The 20,615-nt window shown below is 55.0% G+C and carries 18 protein-coding genes, 2 tRNA genes and 1 other RNA gene; 7 read left to right on the top strand and 14 right to left on the bottom strand.

The window, feature by feature from the left end; all coding sequences use genetic code 11:
- The first annotated feature begins 100 nt into the window (after positions 1-100).
- Positions 101-1,261, top strand: coding sequence for a glucans biosynthesis protein MdoC (gene mdoC, locus RT197_RS07905; RefSeq protein WP_312948980.1), 1,161 nt, complete (start codon positions 101-103; stop codon positions 1,259-1,261).
- A 29-nt stretch (positions 1,262-1,290) separates the two neighbouring features.
- On the opposite strand, the gene RT197_RS07900 is transcribed toward mdoC, so the two are convergent.
- From RT197_RS07900 to ghrA, 7 genes are all read right to left on the bottom strand, one after another.
- Positions 1,291-2,778, bottom strand: a complete 1,488-nt coding sequence (locus RT197_RS07900; RefSeq protein ID WP_312948979.1) for a phospholipase D family protein — start codon at positions 2,776-2,778, stop codon at positions 1,291-1,293.
- Positions 2,711-3,253 (bottom strand): O-acetyl-ADP-ribose deacetylase, encoded by a 543-nt coding sequence (gene ymdB, locus RT197_RS07895; protein WP_312948977.1) that lies wholly within the window; start codon positions 3,251-3,253, stop codon positions 2,711-2,713. Before ymdB ends, RT197_RS07900 begins: the two co-directional genes overlap by 68 nt.
- A 96-nt stretch (positions 3,254-3,349) precedes the next feature.
- Complete coding sequence (locus RT197_RS07890; RefSeq protein WP_312948975.1) at positions 3,350-3,667, bottom strand: hypothetical protein; 318 nt, start codon at positions 3,665-3,667, stop codon at positions 3,350-3,352.
- A gap of 226 nt (positions 3,668-3,893) precedes the next feature.
- Entirely contained in the window at positions 3,894-4,376 is a 483-nt protein-coding gene (locus RT197_RS07885; protein ID WP_312948973.1) for a DUF1097 domain-containing protein, read from the bottom strand.
- Positions 4,377-4,478: 102 nt separating this feature from the next.
- Entirely contained in the window at positions 4,479-5,033 is a 555-nt protein-coding gene (locus RT197_RS07880) for a molecular chaperone (RefSeq protein WP_312948971.1), read from the bottom strand.
- Positions 5,034-5,054: 21 nt separating this feature from the next.
- Entirely contained in the window at positions 5,055-5,792 is a 738-nt protein-coding gene (locus RT197_RS07875; RefSeq protein WP_312948969.1) for a phosphatase, read from the bottom strand.
- A 73-nt stretch (positions 5,793-5,865) separates the two neighbouring features.
- Positions 5,866-6,804, bottom strand: a complete 939-nt coding sequence (ghrA, locus tag RT197_RS07870) for a glyoxylate/hydroxypyruvate reductase GhrA (RefSeq protein WP_312948968.1) — start codon at positions 6,802-6,804, stop codon at positions 5,866-5,868.
- Between the two features lie 265 nt (positions 6,805-7,069).
- On the opposite strand from ghrA, the gene RT197_RS07865 reads away from it, so the two are divergent.
- The 3 genes from RT197_RS07865 (at position 7,070) to RT197_RS07855 (ending at position 7,712) form a co-directional block, all read left to right on the top strand.
- Positions 7,070-7,157: transfer RNA gene (locus tag RT197_RS07865), tRNA-Ser, on the top strand.
- A gap of 282 nt (positions 7,158-7,439) precedes the next feature.
- A tRNA-Ser gene (locus RT197_RS07860) sits at positions 7,440-7,527 on the top strand.
- Positions 7,528-7,574: 47 nt separating this feature from the next.
- A non-coding RNA gene (locus RT197_RS07855) (RtT sRNA) lies at positions 7,575-7,712 on the top strand.
- A 109-nt stretch (positions 7,713-7,821) separates the two neighbouring features.
- Here the strand turns inward: RT197_RS07855 and phoH are convergent.
- The 5 genes from phoH to putP all read right to left on the bottom strand — a co-directional run bounded on the left by phoH (position 7,822) and on the right by putP (position 14,093).
- On the bottom strand, positions 7,822-8,610 hold the full coding sequence (phoH, locus tag RT197_RS07850) for a phosphate starvation-inducible protein PhoH (RefSeq protein ID WP_312948967.1): 789 nt from the start codon (positions 8,608-8,610) through the stop codon (positions 7,822-7,824).
- 487 nt (positions 8,611-9,097) lie between these two features.
- Entirely contained in the window at positions 9,098-10,384 is a 1,287-nt protein-coding gene (efeB, locus tag RT197_RS07845; protein ID WP_312949474.1) for an iron uptake transporter deferrochelatase/peroxidase subunit, read from the bottom strand.
- A gap of 4 nt (positions 10,385-10,388) precedes the next feature.
- Complete coding sequence (gene efeO / locus RT197_RS07840) at positions 10,389-11,516, bottom strand: iron uptake system protein EfeO (protein ID WP_312948966.1); 1,128 nt, start codon at positions 11,514-11,516, stop codon at positions 10,389-10,391.
- A gap of 37 nt (positions 11,517-11,553) precedes the next feature.
- On the bottom strand, positions 11,554-12,378 hold the full coding sequence (gene efeU, locus RT197_RS07835) for an iron uptake transporter permease EfeU (protein ID WP_312948965.1): 825 nt from the start codon (positions 12,376-12,378) through the stop codon (positions 11,554-11,556).
- Between the two features lie 209 nt (positions 12,379-12,587).
- Positions 12,588-14,093 carry a sodium/proline symporter PutP gene (gene putP / locus RT197_RS07830; protein WP_312948963.1) on the bottom strand — a complete coding sequence of 502 codons (1,506 nt, stop codon included), beginning with the start codon at positions 14,091-14,093 and terminating at the stop codon, positions 12,588-12,590.
- A 405-nt stretch (positions 14,094-14,498) separates the two neighbouring features.
- Between putP and putA the strand changes: the two genes are divergently transcribed.
- Both putA and RT197_RS07820 read left to right on the top strand, forming a co-directional pair.
- Positions 14,499-18,455 carry a trifunctional transcriptional regulator/proline dehydrogenase/L-glutamate gamma-semialdehyde dehydrogenase gene (putA, locus tag RT197_RS07825; protein WP_312948962.1) on the top strand — a complete coding sequence of 1,319 codons (3,957 nt, stop codon included), beginning with the start codon at positions 14,499-14,501 and terminating at the stop codon, positions 18,453-18,455.
- A 56-nt stretch (positions 18,456-18,511) separates the two neighbouring features.
- A complete protein-coding gene (locus RT197_RS07820) occupies positions 18,512-18,907 on the top strand; it encodes a lysozyme inhibitor LprI family protein (protein ID WP_312948960.1) in 396 nt (131 codons plus the stop codon).
- Between the two features lie 126 nt (positions 18,908-19,033).
- On the opposite strand, the gene RT197_RS07815 is transcribed toward RT197_RS07820, so the two are convergent.
- Positions 19,034-19,210 (bottom strand): general stress protein, encoded by a 177-nt coding sequence (locus RT197_RS07815; protein WP_312948958.1) that lies wholly within the window; start codon positions 19,208-19,210, stop codon positions 19,034-19,036.
- A 293-nt stretch (positions 19,211-19,503) separates the two neighbouring features.
- Entirely contained in the window at positions 19,504-19,785 is a 282-nt protein-coding gene (locus RT197_RS07810; RefSeq protein ID WP_312948956.1) for a helix-turn-helix domain-containing protein, read from the bottom strand.
- A gap of 187 nt (positions 19,786-19,972) precedes the next feature.
- On the opposite strand from RT197_RS07810, the gene RT197_RS07805 reads away from it, so the two are divergent.
- On the top strand, positions 19,973-20,506 hold the full coding sequence (locus RT197_RS07805; protein ID WP_312948954.1) for a helix-turn-helix transcriptional regulator: 534 nt from the start codon (positions 19,973-19,975) through the stop codon (positions 20,504-20,506).
- Positions 20,507-20,615 lie beyond the last annotated feature (109 nt).

The raw sequence follows: 20,615 nt of genomic DNA, 5'->3' as shown, positions 1-20,615 counted from the left end.
TCCTGGAGACAGGTTTTCGGACTTGGTGTAGGGTTGCAGCGGATGTTAACATTATCGCGCCTCGTGATAAGACGAAAAGTCTGAGAATGCTAAGAATTATATGAACAAAGTACCCGCACAACGTGAATATTTCCTGGACTCCATTCGCGCATGGTTGATGCTTTTGGGGATCCCCTTCCATATCTCGTTAATCTATTCCAGTCACACCTGGCACGTTAATAGCGCCGAATCATCCTGGTGGCTGACCCTGTTTAATGATTTTATTCATGCTTTTCGGATGCAGGTTTTCTTCGTTATATCCGGTTACTTTTCATACATGTTATTTTTGCGTTATCCACTCAAAAAATGGTGGAAAGTTCGCGTTGAGCGCGTCGGTATTCCGATGCTCACCGCCATTCCCCTTCTGACGCTGCCGCAATTTATTATGCTGCAATATGTGAAGGGTAAAACAGAGACCTGGCATACGCTCTCTCTGTATGAAAAGTATAATACGCTGGTGTGGGAGCTGATTTCCCACCTGTGGTTTTTGCTGGTGCTGGTCATTCTGACCACGGTCGGACTGGGACTGTTTAGCCTGCTGCGTAAACGTCTGGCACAGCAGCGGGCTGCGTTTTTTGCCCATATGACGATGGGCAAACTGACGATTATTTTCCTGCTGCTCGGTATTGCTTATGCCTGTATTCGCCGCACGCTGCTGATTGTCTATTCGCCGATTTTAAGCGACGGGTTATTTAATTTCGTGGTGATGCAGACGCTGTTCTATATTCCCTTCTTTGTGCTCGGCGCGCTGGCATTTATTTATCCCCGACTGAAAGATCTGTTTACCACGCCTTCACCGTGGTGCCTGGCAGGTGCAGTGGTGGGCTTTGCCGCTTACCTGTTAAATCAGCGCTACGGCAGCGGCGATGCCTGGATGTACGAAACGGAATCGGTGATCACCATGGTTTTCGGTCTGTGGATGGTTAACGTCGTTTTTTCATTTGGTCATCGCCTGCTTAATTTCCAGTCGGCGCGCGTCACCTATTTTGTTAACGCCTCGCTGTTTATCTATCTGGTTCACCATCCGCTGACGCTGTTTTACGGGGCGTGGATCACGCCGCAGATCAGTTCTAACACGCTGGGCTTTTTTACCGGGCTGGTATTCGTGGTGGGCTGCGCGCTGGTGCTGTATGAGATTCACCTGCGCATTCCGTTGCTGCGCTTCCTGTTCTCCGGTAAGCCGCAGGTTAAGGCAGAGAAATCAGCGGTGTCGGTTAAATAATTGCGCCCCCTCAGGCATGAGGGGGTAAATTACAGTAGCCACTCTACCGGCAAACGGTAAACCAGCCGCACCAGCACCCGCTGCCAGAAGCGGGTTTTCGGCTCCTTTTTCAGCACGATCGTTTTCCCCTCCTCTTCTTCAATCCAGTTCACCCTTCCCCAGCGATCGAGCGTGAGCTGCCAGGCCGCGTGCCGCTGACTTTTCAGGAAATTATGGTGAATTTTTTGCGCCAGCGGCTGGCTGTCAATCACGAATCCCATTTCAGTATTCAGCATTGCCGAGCGCGGATCGAAGTTAAACGAGCCAATAAACACTTTATTGCCATCGACGCTGAAGGTCTTGGCGTGCAGGCTGGAGCCGGAGTTCCCCGTCAGGCCGCTATCATGCAGACCGGGTGCCTTACCGTTGGTTGGCTTTAGCTCGAAAATGTCCACTCCATGACGCAGCAGTTTTTTACGCCAGCGGGCGTAGCCTGCATGCACCACCGCCACGTCGTTCGCCGCCAGCGAGTTGGTCAAAATAGCCACCTTCACGCCTTTACGCACCAGTTGCAGGATCAGCGCCACCCCGGCACGCCCGGGAACAAAATACGAAGAGATAATATCGATTTGTTTTTCCGGCGTGCCCATCACGTTCATCAGGCGCTGGGGGAGCAGGGTTCGCTTGCGGGCTTTCCCCTGCCCTTTACGCGGATCGTCGCTTAACAGGCGAGTATGCGCCCATAGCAGCGGAAGCGATCCTTCCTCCAGCCGTGAAACAAACGACGTGGTTTTGAGCTTGTGCAGGTAGAGCCGGGCGTATTTATCGTTCAGCCACTCGTCGGGGATCTCTACCTTGCGGGTAATATCTTCTTCGGCAATATCCAGCACTTTCTGAAGCGTGGAAACCGATTTGCACTCCCAATAGCGCTGGAAATCTTCCGCTACATCCTTCACCACTTCGCCGAGCGCCATCACGTCAAGGTCGGTAAACAGCGGCTCCTTGCCCGCGCCGAAATAGGCGTCGCCCACATTGCGCCCGCCGATAATGGTCACTTCCCCGTCAACGGTGAAGCTTTTGTTGTGCATCCGCCGGTTCAGACGCGCAAAATCCGTGAGATAGCCGAGAATGCGCAGCGTGCGAAAGGAGAAGGAATTAAACAGGCGAACTTCAATATTGTGGTGGGCATCCAGCAGCCGGAGGGTATCGTCCAGCCCTACCGTATTATTGTCATCTAATAACAGACGGACTTTAACGCCGCGCTCGGCGGCTTCAAGCAGGACGCGGAAAAGCAGGCGTCCCGACATATCGTCTTCCCAGATGTAATACTGCACGTCGAGAGTGCGTTCGGCCATCTGGGCCAGCCGGTAACGCGCCGCGAAGGCATCAAGGCTGTCGTCAAGGGGTAAAAGACCGCAAAGGTCGGGATGCGCAGCACGAGCCGGAGCGATTGCTCGCCCCAGCCGCGTACTATGCGAGTGGCTCATCTCCCTGCTGGGTGAGTAATCGCTCATAAAGTCCTGCATTTTCCTCATCATAACAGACCAAGTATATCTGCTCTGGCTGAGGACGCCGGGTAATGTAATCCGAAACGGCATTAAATGCGATTTCAGCGGCTGCCGCTTTCGGAAAACCGTAGATGCCGGTGCTGATTGCCGGAAAGGCGATAGAGTGAAAATCGTTGTCGCGGGCCAGTTGCAGGCTGTTGCGGTAAGCGTCTGCCAGCAGTCGCGCTTCGTTGTGTTCGCCGCCGCGCCATACCGGACCCACCGTGTGGATCACTGCTTTCGCCGGAAGATCCCCGGCAAGGGTAATGACCGCATGGCCCGGCGAGCATTCTCCCTGTTGCTGGCGCACCACTTTGCACGCTTCCAGCAGGGCAGGACCTGCGGCACGGTGAATTGCACCATCGACGCCACCGCCGCCCATCAGTGAGGAGTTCGCTGCATTAACAATGACATCCACCTGCATTGTGGTGATGTCACCCCGAATAACCTGAATGCGTGATGACATAATTTTCTCCTGCTGGCATCAATGTTATTCAGTTTATCTTAATCCAGTGCCGAGAAGAAGGTGCGCCCTGAGTGGATGGCAAAGCGCACCGTGCGTTTAGCGATAATGTACGGTATAGAGTCCCTGATTGCGCTTCGAGTCCAGATACTCCAGCCTGGTTGAAACCGTCGTCCCGTGGGTTACTTTCTGAAACAGGGTGAGGTCATGATAAGTTGTCCGCTTTGTTCCGTCGCGCAGGCAATTTAGCTGGATCTGACCGGCATCGGATTTGATCTCACAGGGACCTTCGACAATTTGCCCCCGAAAATGAATGACTCCTCCCGACGCGTTTTGTTCAGCCGGGGAATTAGAGGAGTAAATAAAGGCCACCAGGGCAATCCATATACTCAATAAAGTGCGTAACGTTAAACCCATGAGTCATTCTCCTTTGCCATAAACGGCCTGTAACCATAAATAATGCTAATCTTTGATTACAATCTTTACTCCTTATCAACAAACAAAGAAACCGCCTGTGTCATAAAAACACAAAATATTTCCATATATTATTCATGAGATGAATTATTTAACGGCAGCAGAAATGGATTAATAGTTTTTTGAAATACTTTATAGTGTGGGAAAAATAAAAGCCGCCGCGCGGCTTTTATTCAGGGGTATTAAAGGTGAGCGTTTTTTTCTGAGCGCGGGCCGCAAGCCACAGGCCGCTATTTTTCATGGCGTAACCGAAAATAAGCCCTGATGCCAGAGACGGCGCAATTATTTTCCAGTCACCCTGCCCGGCAAACGTCGCGCAGGCGCCAATAAACGTGCCGGGCACAAAAGACAGGAGCAGTTGTTTCGCCTGGATACACATTAAAAAAGCGACAACCCCGGTCATTATATAACTGAGTATTTCAACCTGTGGAGCCAGCGCGCTACCGTACATAATTACCAGCGCCCAGATGACACCACTCGTTAAGGTACAGGCAGAAATGAGCAACCCTTTAAGGCCACCCTGCGGACAGGCGAAATAAGCTGTCGAGCCGAGGAATCCGGCCCAGCTTAACAGCCCCAGAGAAACGGCAACCCACCCCCACAAACCGGAGAGAATACCCGTTGTAATAGCAATCGCGAGAAGTATGTTCATGACGCGCATCATAGCAGATGCGCGTCTGGTAAAAGAGATCTGCTACACAATTAATGTCATCACTTGCACGTCATTACATTTTAATTGTGATTTAAATCACATTTATTCCGCTTCATCTTCCTGTAGCTCTTCCCACATCGCGCCAATCGCCTCGCGGGTGATTTGTGCCAGCGTGCGCCAGAACGCGGTCACCGCATGGGCTTCGACTTTTCCGAGGAAAGTATCACACCACGGCAGCAAAAATTCGGCAAACAAGGTTTCCTGGGCTTCGCTTTCGTCCTCTGTGGATTGATCTTCCAGCCAGGAAGCGGCCAGCAGCAGCGTACCGAAATGATCGGCCGGCGTCTCTGCCAGAGGCATACCGCGCGCGCTCAGAAAGACGCGCACTTCAGCTTCCGTTGCGCCTTCAACCCACGCGCTGCGGAAAGGGGTAACCCGGCAGTCAGGCCCGGTGAACAACGCGGCGTAGTCGCTGGCAAGCGCGTCTTCATCCACGTTTTTTTGCAAACGTGACAGCAGTTCGTCCTGCTCCAGCGGCCAGCTGGCGGCCAGTTTGCCGTCTTTAATCAGCGTAAACAGCGGGGCCAGTAGCGGGTCCTGCGGCTGGCGATAATAGAGCGAACCGAGAACGCGGCACAGGATTGAAAACTCATTCATGCATAAATTCCATTAATAAAATTAAAGATCGGCAAATTCAGGGATGGGAGCCATGCCGCGCGACTCCAGAAAATCAAGCAGACGCCGGGGTGACACGTTGAGGATGCGATCCTCGGGGAAATTCACTTCGTCGAGGATCTTACGGCATTCAGTGAATTCTCCCAGCGTAAAGGCGGTATGCGAATCCGATCCCAGCGCCACCCAGCCTCCGGCATCGCGAACGGCGGCGGCGACCGCACGGCAATTCGCTTCGCTTCCCAGCCGGGAATGGGTAAATGACGAGTTATTAATTTCCAGCGCCACATTGTGTTTTGCGGCAGCAGCGGCGACGGCGGGGATATCGACCGGATACTTCGGATTGCCCGGATGGCTGATAATATGCACGGTGCCGTTCGCTATCGTCGCGATCATCGCCTCGGTATTAGTGGCTTGATCCTGCGGCGCAAAAACCGGCTCATGAAAACCGGCGATGATCAGATCCAGTGAGGTCAGCATGGGACCCGTACAGTCAATCTCGCCGGGCGTCGGTTTGATGTTCGCTTCGATGCCGCGCAGAATGCCGACGCCATCGACAACGCGCGGCCAGATGCGCATGTTAATAAAGTGCCAGTAATGAGGCGCATCGACCATATCCGGGCCATGGTCAGTGATGGCAAAAAGCTTTATTCCTTTACTCTTCGCCTGGGCGATATAGTCGCTCAGCGTGCTGTAAGCGTGGGTGCTGGCGACGGTATGCATATGCAGATCGACAGGATACATCGTTCTCTCCTCTGATATTTTGCGCAAGGATAACAGGAATTACCCGGCGATATTAACTAAAACCGGGCAGGTTTTAGTAACCACGACGACGATCGACGCGCCCGGTCACGGCGTCTCCACGTTCAAGCCCGCGAATAGTCCGGGCGATATAGTCGATAGCTTCCGCAGGCCGCGTAACCGCTGCGATATGCGGCGTCATGGCCACACGCGGATGCGCCCATAGCGGGCTTTCCGGCTCCAGCGGCTCACGGCTGAAAACGTCCAGCATCGCGCCTTTCAGCTTGCCGCTCTCCAGCGCACGCAGCAGGTCGTCTTCCACCACATGAACACCACGCGCCAGGTTCAGCAGATAGCTGTCATCCTGCAACTGATTCAGGCGGGCAAAATTGATCAAGCCGACGGTTTCCGGGGTATGGGGAAGCAGGTTGATCAGCACGCGCGTTCCGCTTAAAAAATCGGCCAGTTCGTCCTGCCCGGCAAAGCTTTCGACGCCGGGCCAGGATTTGCGGCTGCGGCTCCAGCAACGAATCGGAAATCCCCATGCTTTCAGGCTTTCAGCGACTTTACCGCCGAGCACGCCCGCGCCGAGGATCCCAATTGAAAAGTCCTGGCGTTCAAAGGCGTCCAGCGGCTCCCAGCGAGCTTCACGTTTCAGTGCCTGATACTCGTCAAAGCGGCGGAACCAGTGCAGCACCTGGCTTACCGCATATTCCTGCATCTGCTCGCCCATCCCGGTATCTTCCAGACGGTAAAGTTCGGTGGACGCCGCCAGCATATCCGGGTGGTCCTGAAGCTTTTTGAGGATTGAATCGACGCCCGCGCCGAGGGCAAACACCGCCTTTAAATCGCGACCTTTCAGCATTTCCACCGGCGGTTCCCAGACCAACGCATAATCGGCGGGACGGTTATCGCCCTCTTCCCACTGGCGGAGTTGCGCGCCGGGCAGCTTGCTTTCCAGCGCCTGTTTCCAGAAGTGAAAATCAAAAGTGGAATGATAAAAGATGATATCCATACAGAACTCCTGACGTTGTAAGACGATCGTCCGCGTGCGGACGCGATGCTTTATTTTTATTTTCTTCCGCTTTTGAGGATACCAAATTCCGCAGGGGTGTCCTGAAAAAACCCCGTCGGCGACAAAAAAGACATTTTTCGTTTATTCCGAAAGCAACCTGGATGAAGTTTGTCTAAACGCACCTTGTGACATGAAAAGAGCGTTGACGGCGGCCAAGGATTTCCTTACATTAGCGCCCGTTCCGGTGACGCCGGAATGACAATATGGTGAGGTGTCCGAGTGGCTGAAGGAGCACGCCTGGAAAGTGTGTATACGGCAACGTATCGGGGGTTCGAATCCCCCCCTCACCGCCATATTCAAGTTGAGAGCCTGTACGCAAGTACGGGCTCTTTTCTTATATGTATCCCCGAAAGGGGGGGATGAGAATCCCCGACCGGGGTTCGACAACGGGCGACAGTCCGTTGGACAGACGACGAGCGCAATGGCGCGATAAAGTAATTTCGCGTCTTCAGCCACAATAATGATTAATGCTTAACCGGATGATTGATAAACCTCAAAATCTGCTTGACCACTTTCAAGCAACTCCCTATAGTAGCGCCCCGTTGCCCCCGCAAGGTCAGGCAGCAATACAATATGGTGAGGTGTCCGAGTGGCTGAAGGAGCACGCCTGGAAAGTGTGTATACGGCAACGTATCGGGGGTTCGAATCCCCCCCTCACCGCCATATTTAAAGTTGAGAGCCTGTACGCAAGTACGGGCTCTTTTCTTATATGTATCCCCGGAAAGGGGGGGATGAGAATCCCCGACCGGGGTTCGACAACGGGCGACAGCCCGTTGGACAGACCACGAACGCAGTGAGTGGGCTGCCCGCAGGGCGAGCGCAGCGAGTCAATCCCCCCCTCACCGCCATATTTAAAGTTGAGAGCCCCTGCGCAAGTACGGGCTCTTTTCTTATATATATCCCCGCCCCCAAAAACAACAAAGCCCGGTTTCCCGGGCTTTGCATTCAGTATAAGTGTCAGTAATAGGCTTGCAGCGTACGCTGGCATAGCATTGAGCGCACGCAGTCGTCCGTTGTGAAGCGCACGATCCCCACCATCTCATCTTCTTCAAATCGTGCCAGCGCGTCGCTTAGCCCGGAGTTGACGTGTGAAGGCAGGTCACACTGGGTGATATCACCGTTGACGATGACCGTCACGTTCTCCCCGAGGCGCGTTAAAAACATCTTCATTTGCGCAGCGGTCACATTCTGAGCCTCGTCGAGAATGACAACCGCATTTTCAAAGGTACGTCCGCGCATATAGGCGAACGGCGCGATTTCTACCTTGCCGATTTCCGGGCGCAGGCAGTATTGCATAAAGGACGCGCCCAGCCGTTTGACCAGTACGTCATAAACGGGGCGGAAATAGGGCGCGAACTTCTCCGAAATATCACCCGGTAAAAAGCCGAGATCTTCATCGGCCTGAAGCACCGGACGAGTGACGATAATTCTTTCCACATCCTTATGAATCAGTGCTTCAGCGGCTTTCGCCGCGCTAATCCAGGTTTTGCCACATCCCGCTTCACCCGTAGCGAAAATCAGTTGCTTCGTCTCAATAGCATTCAGGTACTGCGCCTGAGCTTCATTGCGTGCCACAATCGGTGAATTATCCCGGCAATCCCGCGCCATACCAATTGATTCAACGCCACTCATCTGCACAAGCGATGTGACCGACTCTTCTTCACGTTGTTTATGACTCCGCGAATCCCGTCTCAGCACACGTTTTGCTTCACGACGAGCTTTGATCACTGCTTTTTGTCTTCCCATGGATAGCACCTTGAGTTGTTAATTAACATCCACGCGCGGCATTCGGCGCGATTATGTACACAAACATCTGAGGTTTGGCTTCCTTGTAAGCCATGACTTGCGTTTTAACAGACATCAACGCGCGGCTGAACGCACCGCGCATTGCGTCGGAAAACTCGTTAGCTGCCCTGGAAGGGGTAAGTAAGGTGGTAAAGAAAGAGGTGACGAAGGCGCGGCCTCCGCGTAAACAGGGATGGATTATCGATGTTAAATGTCCAGTACCGGACGCTACCATTCACGATCTCCCGATGTTGTGACATCCTGTCGTGGACTACCGCTCATATGAAAAGTAAATCAAATCTTTGCAAAAACGCAACATTATTTTTACTTTAACATAACAAAAACAGCCTTCTTTTGCGTACGCGTAAGCCTCTTACATTTATATTACAGAATTATATCAATGCCCTGGAAAGAGGAAAAAATTATGATCTGGCGAACAAAAAGTGCATCAGATTGCTTCCAGTAACCCCTGGCCGAGATAGCGTTCGCGGTTGGTTACCCCCGGCAACGCGAAGAAAAATCCGCCGCCGATGGGCTTGATATACTCTTCCAGCGCCTCGCCGTTCAGCCGCTTTTGCACGGTCAGAAAACCTTTCTCCAGATCATGCTGATAGCAGACAAACAGCAGCCCCATATCCAGCTGGCCGGAATGGGTAACGCCAAGCGAATAACTGTAACCCCGACGCATCATCAGGCTGGACTGGGTTTCCGGAGTACGCGGATTTGCCAGCCGGATGTGGCTGTCCAGCGCGATGATATCTCCGTCAGGGTCGGCAGCGTAATTCGGCTCGTCGCGCTCGTTTTGCATCCCCAGCGGCGCGCCTGAAGCTTTATCGCGGCCAAAAATAGTCTGCTGCTCTTTCAGCGGCGTGCGATCCCAGAACTCAACGTGGAACTGAATAATGCGCACCGCCTGATAGCTGCCGCCGGTGGCCCATGCAGGCTCGCCCTGCTCTGCCGTTACCCACACCACGTTATCCATTAGTGGAGCGTTCTGGCTATCCGGGTTAGCGGTGCCGTCTTTAAAACCAAGTAAATTAATTGGCGTTTCTTTGCCCCTGCTGCGCGCGGCGTGATCGGAGATGAACCCTTCTCGCTTCCAGCGGACGCTCAGCAAATCAGGCGTGTGCTTGATGATATCGCGCAGCGCGTGGATCGCCGTGTCCTGGGTATTGGCGCAGATTTGCAGCAGCACGTCGCCGTGACACAGGCTGGCATCCAGCGAATCATTAGGAAAACGCGGCATTTTTTGCAGTTTTTTGGGCATCTGCGCGGCCAGGCCAAAGCGCTCGTCAAACAGCGTATTCCCCAGCGAAAGCGTTATGGTCAGGTTATCCGGGGCAATGGTTTTGCCGAGGATCCCCGAGTCCAGCGGCGGCATCTGCGGATTCGGCGTATCGGGCGCGTCACCGCCTTCGGTGAGAAAGGCGATCCGTCGGGTGAGCAAACGCAACAGACGCTCCAGTTCGGCTTTATCCCCCGCCAGCACGTCAAATGCGACCAGCATCATTGATGCCTGCTGCGGCGTCAGGATCCCTGCCTGATGCGCGCCATAAAACGGCTGCTTTTCCATGCGCGCATTTGGGGAGAGCGTCCCCGGCGCGCTTTGCGGTTTAGCGGCATGAGCGACCGGACAGCCACCGCCCACCGCCAGCGCGCCTCCCAGCGCACCGAGGCTTTTCAGTAAACGTCGGCGAGAGGGTTCGTTCACGCCGCTGCGATCGTCATCAGACATCATGCTAATCCAGACCCAGAATACCGCGCAGCTGCGCCAGATCTTCCGCCAGGGTGGTAATTGGCCCTTTCAGGGCGTTACGGTCGGCATCGGTGAGCTTATCGTAGGTTTCAAAACCGTCTTTAGTGCGGTATTTCGCCAGAATGCCATCGACCTTTTTGAAGTTGGCATCCACTTTCGCCAGCAGCGCGGCGTTTTCTTTCTGCAACTGAGGACGCAGGAGATCGACAATTTTCTGCGCGCCGTCGACGTTGGCCTGGAAATCCCACAGGTCGGTATGGCTGTAGCGATCTTCTTCACCGCTGATTTTGCTGGCAGCAACTTCTTCAATCAGCCCGGCGGCTCCGCCCACCACTTTTGACGGCGGGAACGCCAGCTCGCTGATGCGTTTTTGCAGGTCAACGACATCGGTGTACAGGCCGTCGGCGTAGCTCTCCATCCCTTTGGTGCTGTTATCAGCAAACAGCGCTTTTTCGAGGCGGTGGAAACCGGTGAATTTCGGATCGGCCGCTTTCTGCTCGTAGTCATCTTCGCGGGCGTCAATCGCGCCATCGAGATCGGAGAACAGTTCAGCAATCGGTTCGATACGTTCATAATGCTGACGGGTCGGCGCGTACAGCGCTTTGGCTTTTTCGACATCGCCCGCTTTAACCGCATCGGTAAACGCTTTGGTGCCTTTCACCAGCGCGTCCGTTTCGACAGTGACATAAGCTTTGTAGTCGGCGATCGCCCCGCTTAAGCCGAGCAGCGCATTGCCTTTCGCGGCATCTGCCGTGGCCGCGCCAGTCACGGTCAACTTCCCTTTCGGGTTAGTGAGCAGGCCGCAGGTCATTTCGTATTCGCCGGGTTGCAGGTTAGCCGTCATTTTCTGGGTGAAGCCAGGCGCGATGTTTTCCCGCTCTTCCACTACCATCACCCCTTTGAGGATCTCCCACTCCAGCGCCTTCTGACTGTGATTCTGGATGATAAATTGCGTTTTGCCTGCTTTCACCGTCAGGTTCATCGGCTCGCACTGCTTATCATTAACGGTGATTTTGACCTGCGGCACCTCCGCCGCCTGCGCTGCAAAAGCCGAAATCAGTAGCGCTGCCAGACTCAGTTGCAGGGCACTGCGGTTAACGTTGATTGTCATAGTCCATCCTTAAATAAGTATGTTGTAACTAATATCATTATTGTACGACGTCAGGTTGCAGGCGTGGCGGCAGTAGGTATAGCGCCAGCGCAGGTAGCAGATAAAGCAGGTAAACCGCGACTTCGCTGACGCTGGGCGCTTCCTGATAGCCAAAAATGCCTTCCAGCAACGTGCCAGACAGCGAATGCGTTGAGAGCACGCCGCTTAAGTCGAAAGCAACGTCCTGAAAATGGTTCCACAATCCGGCCTCATGAAATGCGCGGATCGCTCCTGCCGCCAGGCCCGCCGCTACCAGCAGGATAAAAAGGCTGGTCCATTTAAAGAACGCGGCGAGATTAAGGCGAATGCCGCCCCAGTAGAGTAAAAATCCCAGCACCACGGCGGTGGTCAGGCCCAGAACCGCGCCCAGCGGCGGCCACATCCCCAGATCCTGCTGGAATGCCGCCAGCAGAAAGAAAACTGATTCCAGACCTTCACGCGCCACGGCGAAAAAGACCATCGCCACCAGCGCCCAGCCCTGATTGCCCCCGCGCCGGAAAGCATTGTCCACCGCCTGTTCCAGATGCTGTTTGACGTTGCGCGAGACTTTACGCATCCAGAACACCATCCATGTCAGGATGACCACCGCGACCACCGCCACCAGCCCTTCAAACAATTCCTGCTCTTTTTGCGGGAACTCGCCGGTGGTTTCGTTGATGAAAATCCCCAGCCCCAGACAGAGGGCTGCCGCCAGCAGCACACCGATCCACATGATGCCGATCCAGCGGCCTCGCTGCGTCCGCTTCAGGTAGCTGGCAATAAGGCTGACAATCAGCGCCGCTTCCAGCCCTTCGCGCAACATAATGAGAAATGGGACAAACATCAGACGCCCTTATATAAATTACGGTCAACGGATGAAAAGAAACGTAAATACTAGTGATAGTGATTATCATTACGGCAAGAAGAAAAACAAGCGAATTTTGCGTCAGTCAGGCAATTATTTAATATGCCAGTTCACAGTCACCCGCGTGATGAGTGAACCATAAAAAAAAGGCGGAGTTTCCTCCGCCTTTTTTATTCGCCTGAAGGTCATTATTCAGTCACAGGCGCAGGACGCGGGCTGTGATAATGCGCATCCGCTTCGGCAAAACGCTGCTGCATTGAGGCCGACGGGGCTTTACCCAGCAGGCTGAAAATCACAATGCCGAGGCTGCCAAAAATAAAGCCGGGGATGATTTCGTAGAGATCGAGCCAGGCAAAGTGTTTCCAGACAATCACCGTTGCCGCGCCGATGATCATACCGGCCAGCGCTCCGTTGCGGGTCATTCGCGACCACAGCACTGAGAACAGCACCACCGGGCCAAACGCCGCGCCGAAACCGGCCCAGGCGTAGCTTACCAGTCCCAGCACGCGGTTTTCCGGGTTTGCCGCAAGGGCAATGGAGACCAGCGCCACCACCAGCACCATCACGCGCCCTACCCACACCAGTTCTGTCTGGCTGGCACCTTTACGTAAAAAGGCTTTGTACAAATCTTCGGTGATCGCGCTGGAACAGACCAGCAGTTGACAGCTTAACGTGGACATGACCGCCGCGAGGATCGCCGAAAGCAGCACGCCCGCAATCCACGGGTTAAACAGGATTTGCGCCAGTTCAATAAATACGCGTTCGGCATTTTGATTGACCGCACCGGCCTGCGCCGGATTATTGTTGAAGTATGCAATGCCGTAGAACCCTACCGCCACGGCACCGGCCAGGCAGAGGATCATCCAGGTCATGCTGATACGGCGGGCATGAACAATGGTGTGATGGGAATCCGCCGCCATAAAACGCGCCAGAATATGCGGCTGTCCGAAATAACCCAGCCCCCAGCCCATCAGCGAGATGATGGCGACAAAGTTAAGCCCCTTCAGCATATCGAGATTATCAACGCTTTTCTGGCGAATGACCTCCAGCGAATCATCAAAACCGCCTACCGAAACCACCACCATAATCGGCGTGAGGATCAGGGCGAAAATCATCAGGCTGGCCTGGACGGTGTCGGTCCAGCTCACCGCCAGAAAACCGCCGATAAACGTATACACGATGGTCGCCGCCGCACCTGCCCACAGGGCAGATTCGTAGCTCATACCAAAGGTGCTTTCAAACAGGCGTGCGCCCGCCACAATGCCTGATGCACAGTAGATGGTGAAGAACAGCAGGATCACCAGCGCGGAGATAATCCGCAGCACGCGGCTTTTATCTTCAAAACGACCGGTGAAATAATCTGGCAGCGTCAGGGCGTTATTGTTGACTTCGGTATGAACGCGCAAGCGTCCGGCGACCAGCTTCCAGTTGATCCAGGCACCAAGCGTTAAGCCAATGGCGATCCAGCTTTCGGAGATCCCGGAAATAAATATGGCCCCTGGCAGCCCCATCAGCAGCCAGCCGCTCATATCCGATGCGCCAGCGGACAGCGCCGTCACCAGAGGACCCAGGCTGCGACCGCCGAGAATATAATCGTCAAAGTTTTTGGTGGAACGCCAGGCAAAAAAACCAATTAATATCATGCCAAATATATAAACCAGGAACGTCACCAGCATCGGGGTGCTAACAGCCATTAAACTTCTCCAGAGTGATTGAGCGGCGTATTGATCGCCGCTTATTGCGCCACCGGAACGGGGTGGCCCCAGACTTTTCTCGTCAGGCGACCGTATCCTGCCGTAACCTTTTGTTATTCACAAATGGTTTAACACAGCATTCACATCATTTTTCACTCTGCACAAATATGATTTTCATCAAGGTTGCACTCGCTCACGTTTTTGCCGGTTGCACCTGCAAAAAATGTTAACCCGCTCACTGAACAACGCGCCGCATCATTATCCACACCGCAACCTGTATAACTTTTAATTAACAATCACCCTCTTTTCAGCCCTGTTAGCGCCGTCACATTTAACAAGGTTGCACAAAGTTGCAACATGCCGGATATTCACAGGACATCAATTATCGAATAACAGGAGTAAGGCATGGGGACGACCACAATGGGAGTCAAACTGGATGACGCCACCCGCGAGCGAATCAAAGCGGCGGCAAACCGGATTGACCGCACGCCGCACTGGTTAATCAAGCAGGCGATCTTTAATTACCTGGAAAGGCTGGAAAGCAACGAACCCATCGCGGAGATCCCTGCCCTGCATCATGCCGCAGAAACGGAAGAAAACGTGCCGCCAGTGGAAGATGTGCCCCAGCCGTTTCTCGAATTTGCCGAAAATATTTTGCCGCAGTCGGTTAACCGCGCGGCGATCACCGCTGCCTGGCGGCGTGCCGAAACGGATGCCGTTCCGATGCTGCTGGAGCAGGCGCGCCTGCCGCAGGCCATTGATGAGCAGTCGCACCAGCTCGCATACCGGCTGGCCCAAACTCTGCGCGAACAGAAAAACGCCAGCGGGCGGGCGGGTATGGTGCAGGGGCTGTTGCAGGAGTTTTCTCTCTCCTCGCAGGAAGGCGTCGCGCTGATGTGTCTCGCCGAAGCGCTGCTGCGTATTCCTGATAAAGCCACTCGCGACGCCCTGATCCGCGACAAAATCAGCAACGGCAACTGGCAGTCGCATATTGGTCGCAGTCCGTCCCTGTTCGTCAACGCGGCCACCTGGGGTTTGCTGTTTACCGGGCGGCTGGTCTCCACGCATAACGAATCCAGTCTGTCGCATTCGCTGAACCGCATCATCGGCAAGAGCGGCGAGCCGCTGATCCGCAAAGGGGTGGATATGGCGATGCGGCTGATGGGCGAGCAGTTTGTGACCGGCGAAACCATTTCTGCGGCGCTGGCCAATGCCCGTAAGCTTGAAGAAAAGGGCTTTCGCTACTCTTACGATATGCTCGGTGAAGCGGCGTTAACCGCAGCCGACGCCCAGGCGTATATGGTTTCTTACCAGCAGGCGATCCACGCGATTGGCAAAGCTTCTAACGGGCGCGGCATTTATGAAGGCCCGGGAATTTCCATTAAGCTTTCGGCTCTGCATCCGCGCTACAGCCGGGCGCAGTATGACCGCGTGCTGGACGAACTCTATCCGCGCCTGAAGTCGTTGACGCTGCTGGCCCGCCAGTACGATATCGGCATTAATATTGATGCTGAAGAGGCCGATCGTCTGGAAATCTCCCTCGATTTGCTGGAAAAACTGTGCTTTGAACCGGAGCTCGAAGGCTGGAACGGCATTGGCTTTGTGATCCAGGCCTACATGAAGCGCTGTCCGTTTGTTATTGATTATCTGATCGACCTGGCGACCCGTAGCCGTCGCCGTCTGATGATCCGCCTGGTGAAAGGCGCGTACTGGGACAGCGAAATTAAACGCGCCCAGATGGAGGGGCTGGAAGGTTATCCGGTTTATACCCGTAAGGTGTACACCGACGTCTCCTACCTTGCCTGCGCGAAGAAACTGCTGGCGGTGCCGAACCTGATTTATCCGCAGTTTGCCACCCACAACGCGCATACCCTGGCGGCTATTTATCATCTTGCCGGACAAAACTACTATCCGGGGCAATATGAATTCCAGTGCCTGCATGGAATGGGCGAGCCGCTGTACGAACAGGTGGTGGGTAAAATTGCCGACGGCAAGCTCAACCGTCCGTGTCGTATTTATGCCCCGGTGGGCACTCATGAAACGCTGCTCGCCTACCTGGTGCGCCGCCTGCTGGAAAACGGCGCGAACACCTCGTTCGTCAACCGGATTGCCGACAGCACCCTGCCGCTTGACGAGCTGGTCGCGAACCCGGTAGCCGCAGTGGAACAACTGGCGGCGCGGGAAGGTGAAGTCGGTCTGCCACACCCTAAAATCCCTCTGCCACGCGATTTGTACGGCGCAGGACGCACTAACTCCGCCGGGCTGGACCTGGCGAATGAACACCGGCTGGCATCGCTGTCTTCGGCCCTGCTGAACAGCGCCACCCAGAAATGGCTGGCGCTGCCTGTACTCGAAGAGGCGGTGCCGGAAGGCGAAATGACGCCGCTGATAAACCCTGCGGAGCCGGGCGATATCGTCGGCTATGTCCGGGAAGCCAGCGAAGACGAAGTGGATCGTGCGCTGGCCAGCGCAGTCAGCCAGGCCCCGGTGTGGTTTGCCACGCCTCCGCAGGAGCGCGCCGCCATTCTGCAACGTGCGGCGGTGCTGATGGAGGGCCGGATGCAAACGCTGATCGGCATTCTGGTGCGTGAGGCAGGTAAAACCTTTAGCAATGCGATTGCCGAAGTGCGCGAGGCGGTGGATTTCCTTCACTACTATGCGGCGCAGGTGCGCGATGATTTTGATAACGAAACCCATCGCCCGCTCGGTCCGGTGGTCTGCATCAGCCCGTGGAACTTCCCGCTGGCGATTTTTACCGGTCAGATAGCTGCAGCGCTGGCCGCCGGTAATAGCGTGCTGGCAAAACCGGCGGAGCAAACGCCGCTGATTGCCGCCCAGGGCGTGGCGATCCTGCTGGAAGCCGGCGTGCCGCCGGGTGTGGTGCAACTGTTACCAGGCCAGGGCGAAACCGTCGGCGCGCGGCTGACCGCTGACGAACGCGTGCGCGGAGTGATGTTTACCGGATCAACCGACGTGGCGACCCTCCTCCAGCGCAGCGTCGCCACCCGGCTGGATGCGCAGGGTCGCCAGACGCCGCTGATTGCCGAAACCGGCGGCCTGAATGCGATGATCGTCGATTCCTCCGCCCTGACGGAACAGGTCGTCATCGACGTGCTGGCCTCGGCCTTTGACAGCGCCGGACAGCGCTGCTCCGCGCTGCGGATACTGTGTATTCAGGAAGACGCGGCGGAACATACGCTGACCATGCTGCGCGGGGCGATGGCCGAATGCCGGATGGGCAACCCGGGTCGCCTGACCACCGATATTGGCCCGGTCATTGATGCCGAAGCGAAAGCCAATATCGAGCGCCATATTCAGGAGATGCGCGCCAAAGGCCGTCGCGTCTTCCAGGCCGCGCGCGATGTCAGCGGCGATCGTCGCGAATGGCAAAGCGGCACGTTTATTATGCCGACGTTGATTGAGCTTGAAAGCTTCGATGAAATGACCAAAGAGATCTTCGGCCCGGTGCTGCACGTCGTGCGCTACCGTCGCAGCGAACTGCCGCAATTGCTTGAGCAGATTAACGCCGCAGGCTACGGCCTGACGCTGGGGGTGCATACCCGTATCGACGAAACCATCGCCCAGGTGACGGGCAAAGCGAAGGTCGGCAATCTGTACGTCAACCGCAATATGGTGGGCGCGGTGGTCGGCGTGCAGCCGTTTGGTGGCGAGGGACTTTCCGGCACCGGTCCAAAAGCGGGCGGTCCGCTGTATCTGTACCGCCTGCTGGCGAATCGTCCGCAGGACGCGCTACGTAAAACGCTGGCCCGCCACGACGCGGAACGCCCGGTGGACGCGCAGGTGAAAGCGCTTCTCACCCAGCCGCTGACCGCGCTGACGCAGTGGGCGGCATCGCGACCTGACCTTCAGGCACTGTGCCAGCACTATGGCGAACTGGCGCAGGCGGGTACCCAGCGCCTCCTGCCCGGCCCTACCGGGGAGCGCAATAGCTGGACGCTGCTGCCGCGCGAGACGGTGCTGAGCCTCGCAGATAACGACGATGACGCGCTGGTACAACTGGCGGCGGTGATGGCCGTGGGCGGTCGCATTCTGTGGAATGACGATCCGCTGCATCGCGATCTTTTTGCAAAGCTCCCTGCCCCAATCCAGGCGCGAATCACCTTTACCTCAGCCCAGCCCGTGACCACCCAGGCGCTGGATGCGGTTATCTTCCACGGTGATTCCGATAAGCTGCGCGAGCTTTGCAGCGATATTGCTGCGCGCGAAGGCGCGATCGTCCCGGTGATTGGCCTTGCCAGAGGCGAGACGGAGATTGCGCTGGAACGTCTGTATCTTGAGCGATCTCTCAGTATCAACACCGCCGCCGCCGGGGGCAATGCCAGCCTGATGACAATTGGTTAAGCACTGGTTACTCTGTAAAGGCTCCTGCGCGGGAGCCTTATTTATTGAGGTAAAAGATGAAAAAAACGACCTTACTTATGGCGGCGATGCTGATAAGCGCTCCGGCTTTCGCTGACGAATGCGGCGATGCCTCCACGCAGGCCGCGATGAATCAGTGCAGCGCGGCCCAATACCAGGCGGCCGATAAAAAGCTGAATGAAACGTGGAATACCGCGCTTAAACGCGCCGAAGAGCCGCAGAAAGAACTGCTGAAAAAAGCGCAGCAAAAGTGGATCGCCCTGCGCGATGCTGACTGCGAACTGATTGCATCAGGCACCGAAGGCGGCAGCGTGCAGCCGTTAATTCACAATCAGTGCCTGACGGAAAAAACGGAAGAGCGCAACGCATGGCTCGGCTCAATGCTGCAATGTGAGGAAGGGGATTTAAGCTGTCCTTTGCCGCCCGCCAGATAATCGCCGCAATAAAAAACCGCCAGGTATAAACCCGGCGGTCAGGGGGTGATTTCAGGTACTTACTTCGACTTCAGAGAACAGTTGCTTTGTACTACTGATGTTGCGTACTCCTGAGAGAACGGTCAGCTAACTATTTCGACTACCGCTGTGACCGCTTTTTCCCCCTTTTTTGCCAGCTTCAGAGGCGCGCTGGGGATCGTTCTTAAAATTCCCGCCGCTCTGCTGACCACCTTTACGGCCTGCTTCTGATGCTCTGTTTCGGTCTTCTGCAAAATTACCGGAACCACCACGATGGTTTGCCATTACTGACCTCCATTATTGATTAGACATCATACTGCATTCAGTAAAAGAGTATTCTTTCACCTCACGGCAAACTGCAAGAATCTTCAACTGCGCCGTGTAGAAATAAGCATAGTGGAACAGAATTTGTTGACCAGCCAGCATTAATATCCTGCAACGATTCACGGCATTTTTTACGGCTTCGGCATCGCCGTATTTGATAAGTTTTTATTATTTTTGGAAAAAAGCGGAGGGAGAAAAATGTGTCTGATTTTGTCGATGCGCCCAGAGTATGGGCGACTTGAAGCGCATCCGCATTAAGGCCGTCTGGGTGCCTGCTCGCGCTGCTGGCTGAGCAACGGCGGGTTATTATTGTGACGCGCATAGCGGCTGGGCCAGATTTGCTCCGGCGCTACGCCAATGGCGTCGGCGATGATACGCTCCGCTTTCGGCCAGGACCGCGAGAGCGCGTTTTTCAGCGTGTCGGGTTTCATGCCGGATCGCACCGACAGCTTGCGTATAGATACTCCCCGTTTATGCAGAGCCGCGACGATGTCGATCCGGTGCCAATCTGCGCGTTTATCTTCATTTGTGACCATATTTCGATTAACCTTCTCCATTACTTTTTGGGATAACCCCACGGGATGACTGCGATTTACTAAACCGCATATAGTTTTGATCTCTTTTGAGATCATACAAAGGCTTAAAACACCAGAATGTGATTTAAATCACATCATTTTGATCTCTATTTGAATCAATCGCATTGATAGTAATGGGATGTGAATAATGACGAATAATGTGGGCAATCCAGACGCGCAACACGCCCAGGATGAGTTACTGGCCGATCGGCTACGGTTTTTAATCGGCAGCCGAAGTACGCGCGCGGCAGCGAAGGACTGGCAGCTTTCTTATTCAACCCTCAACAACTATATCAACCGTGGGACTGAGCCGTCGCTGAGTGTGGCAATGCAAATCGCCAGGCTGGAGGGTGTGTCGGTAGAGTGGCTGGCATACGGCATGCACAACAGCGAACCGCCCCGCACGGCGCAGGAATGTGACACGCCGTACCAGGTTCCTTCCCAGACGGAAGACTCGCTGATTTCGGTGTGGTCAATGGTTTTTCAATCGCTTAATCACGAGGAAAGGGGCGCTTTACTTCAACGTATTCATCAGGCTGGCGTCGGCGGGCTCCTCCATGAACATCTGCTGCGTCACGATCTCGCCAGACATATTGACACGTTAAGCCCCCGGCAAAAAACCGAGTTTTACACCAGGGCGCTTCAACTGGTTGCGGACATTAGACAGGCAACCGACGAGTAAACATTTCACGGTGACCACGGTGACGCGTTTTTTTCTTTGCTGCCTCTTTCCGCCAGTGAGCGGTGCCGCGCGTCGTTAACGCGGCGCTTTCCCCTTCTCAGTCTGCTCT

Source organism: Superficieibacter sp. (assembly GCF_032071645.1).
Classification (GTDB): Bacteria; Pseudomonadota; Gammaproteobacteria; order Enterobacterales; family Enterobacteriaceae; genus Superficieibacter.
Note: the sequence above shows the minus strand (reverse complement) of the source record. Positions and strands in the feature narration are given on the sequence as shown.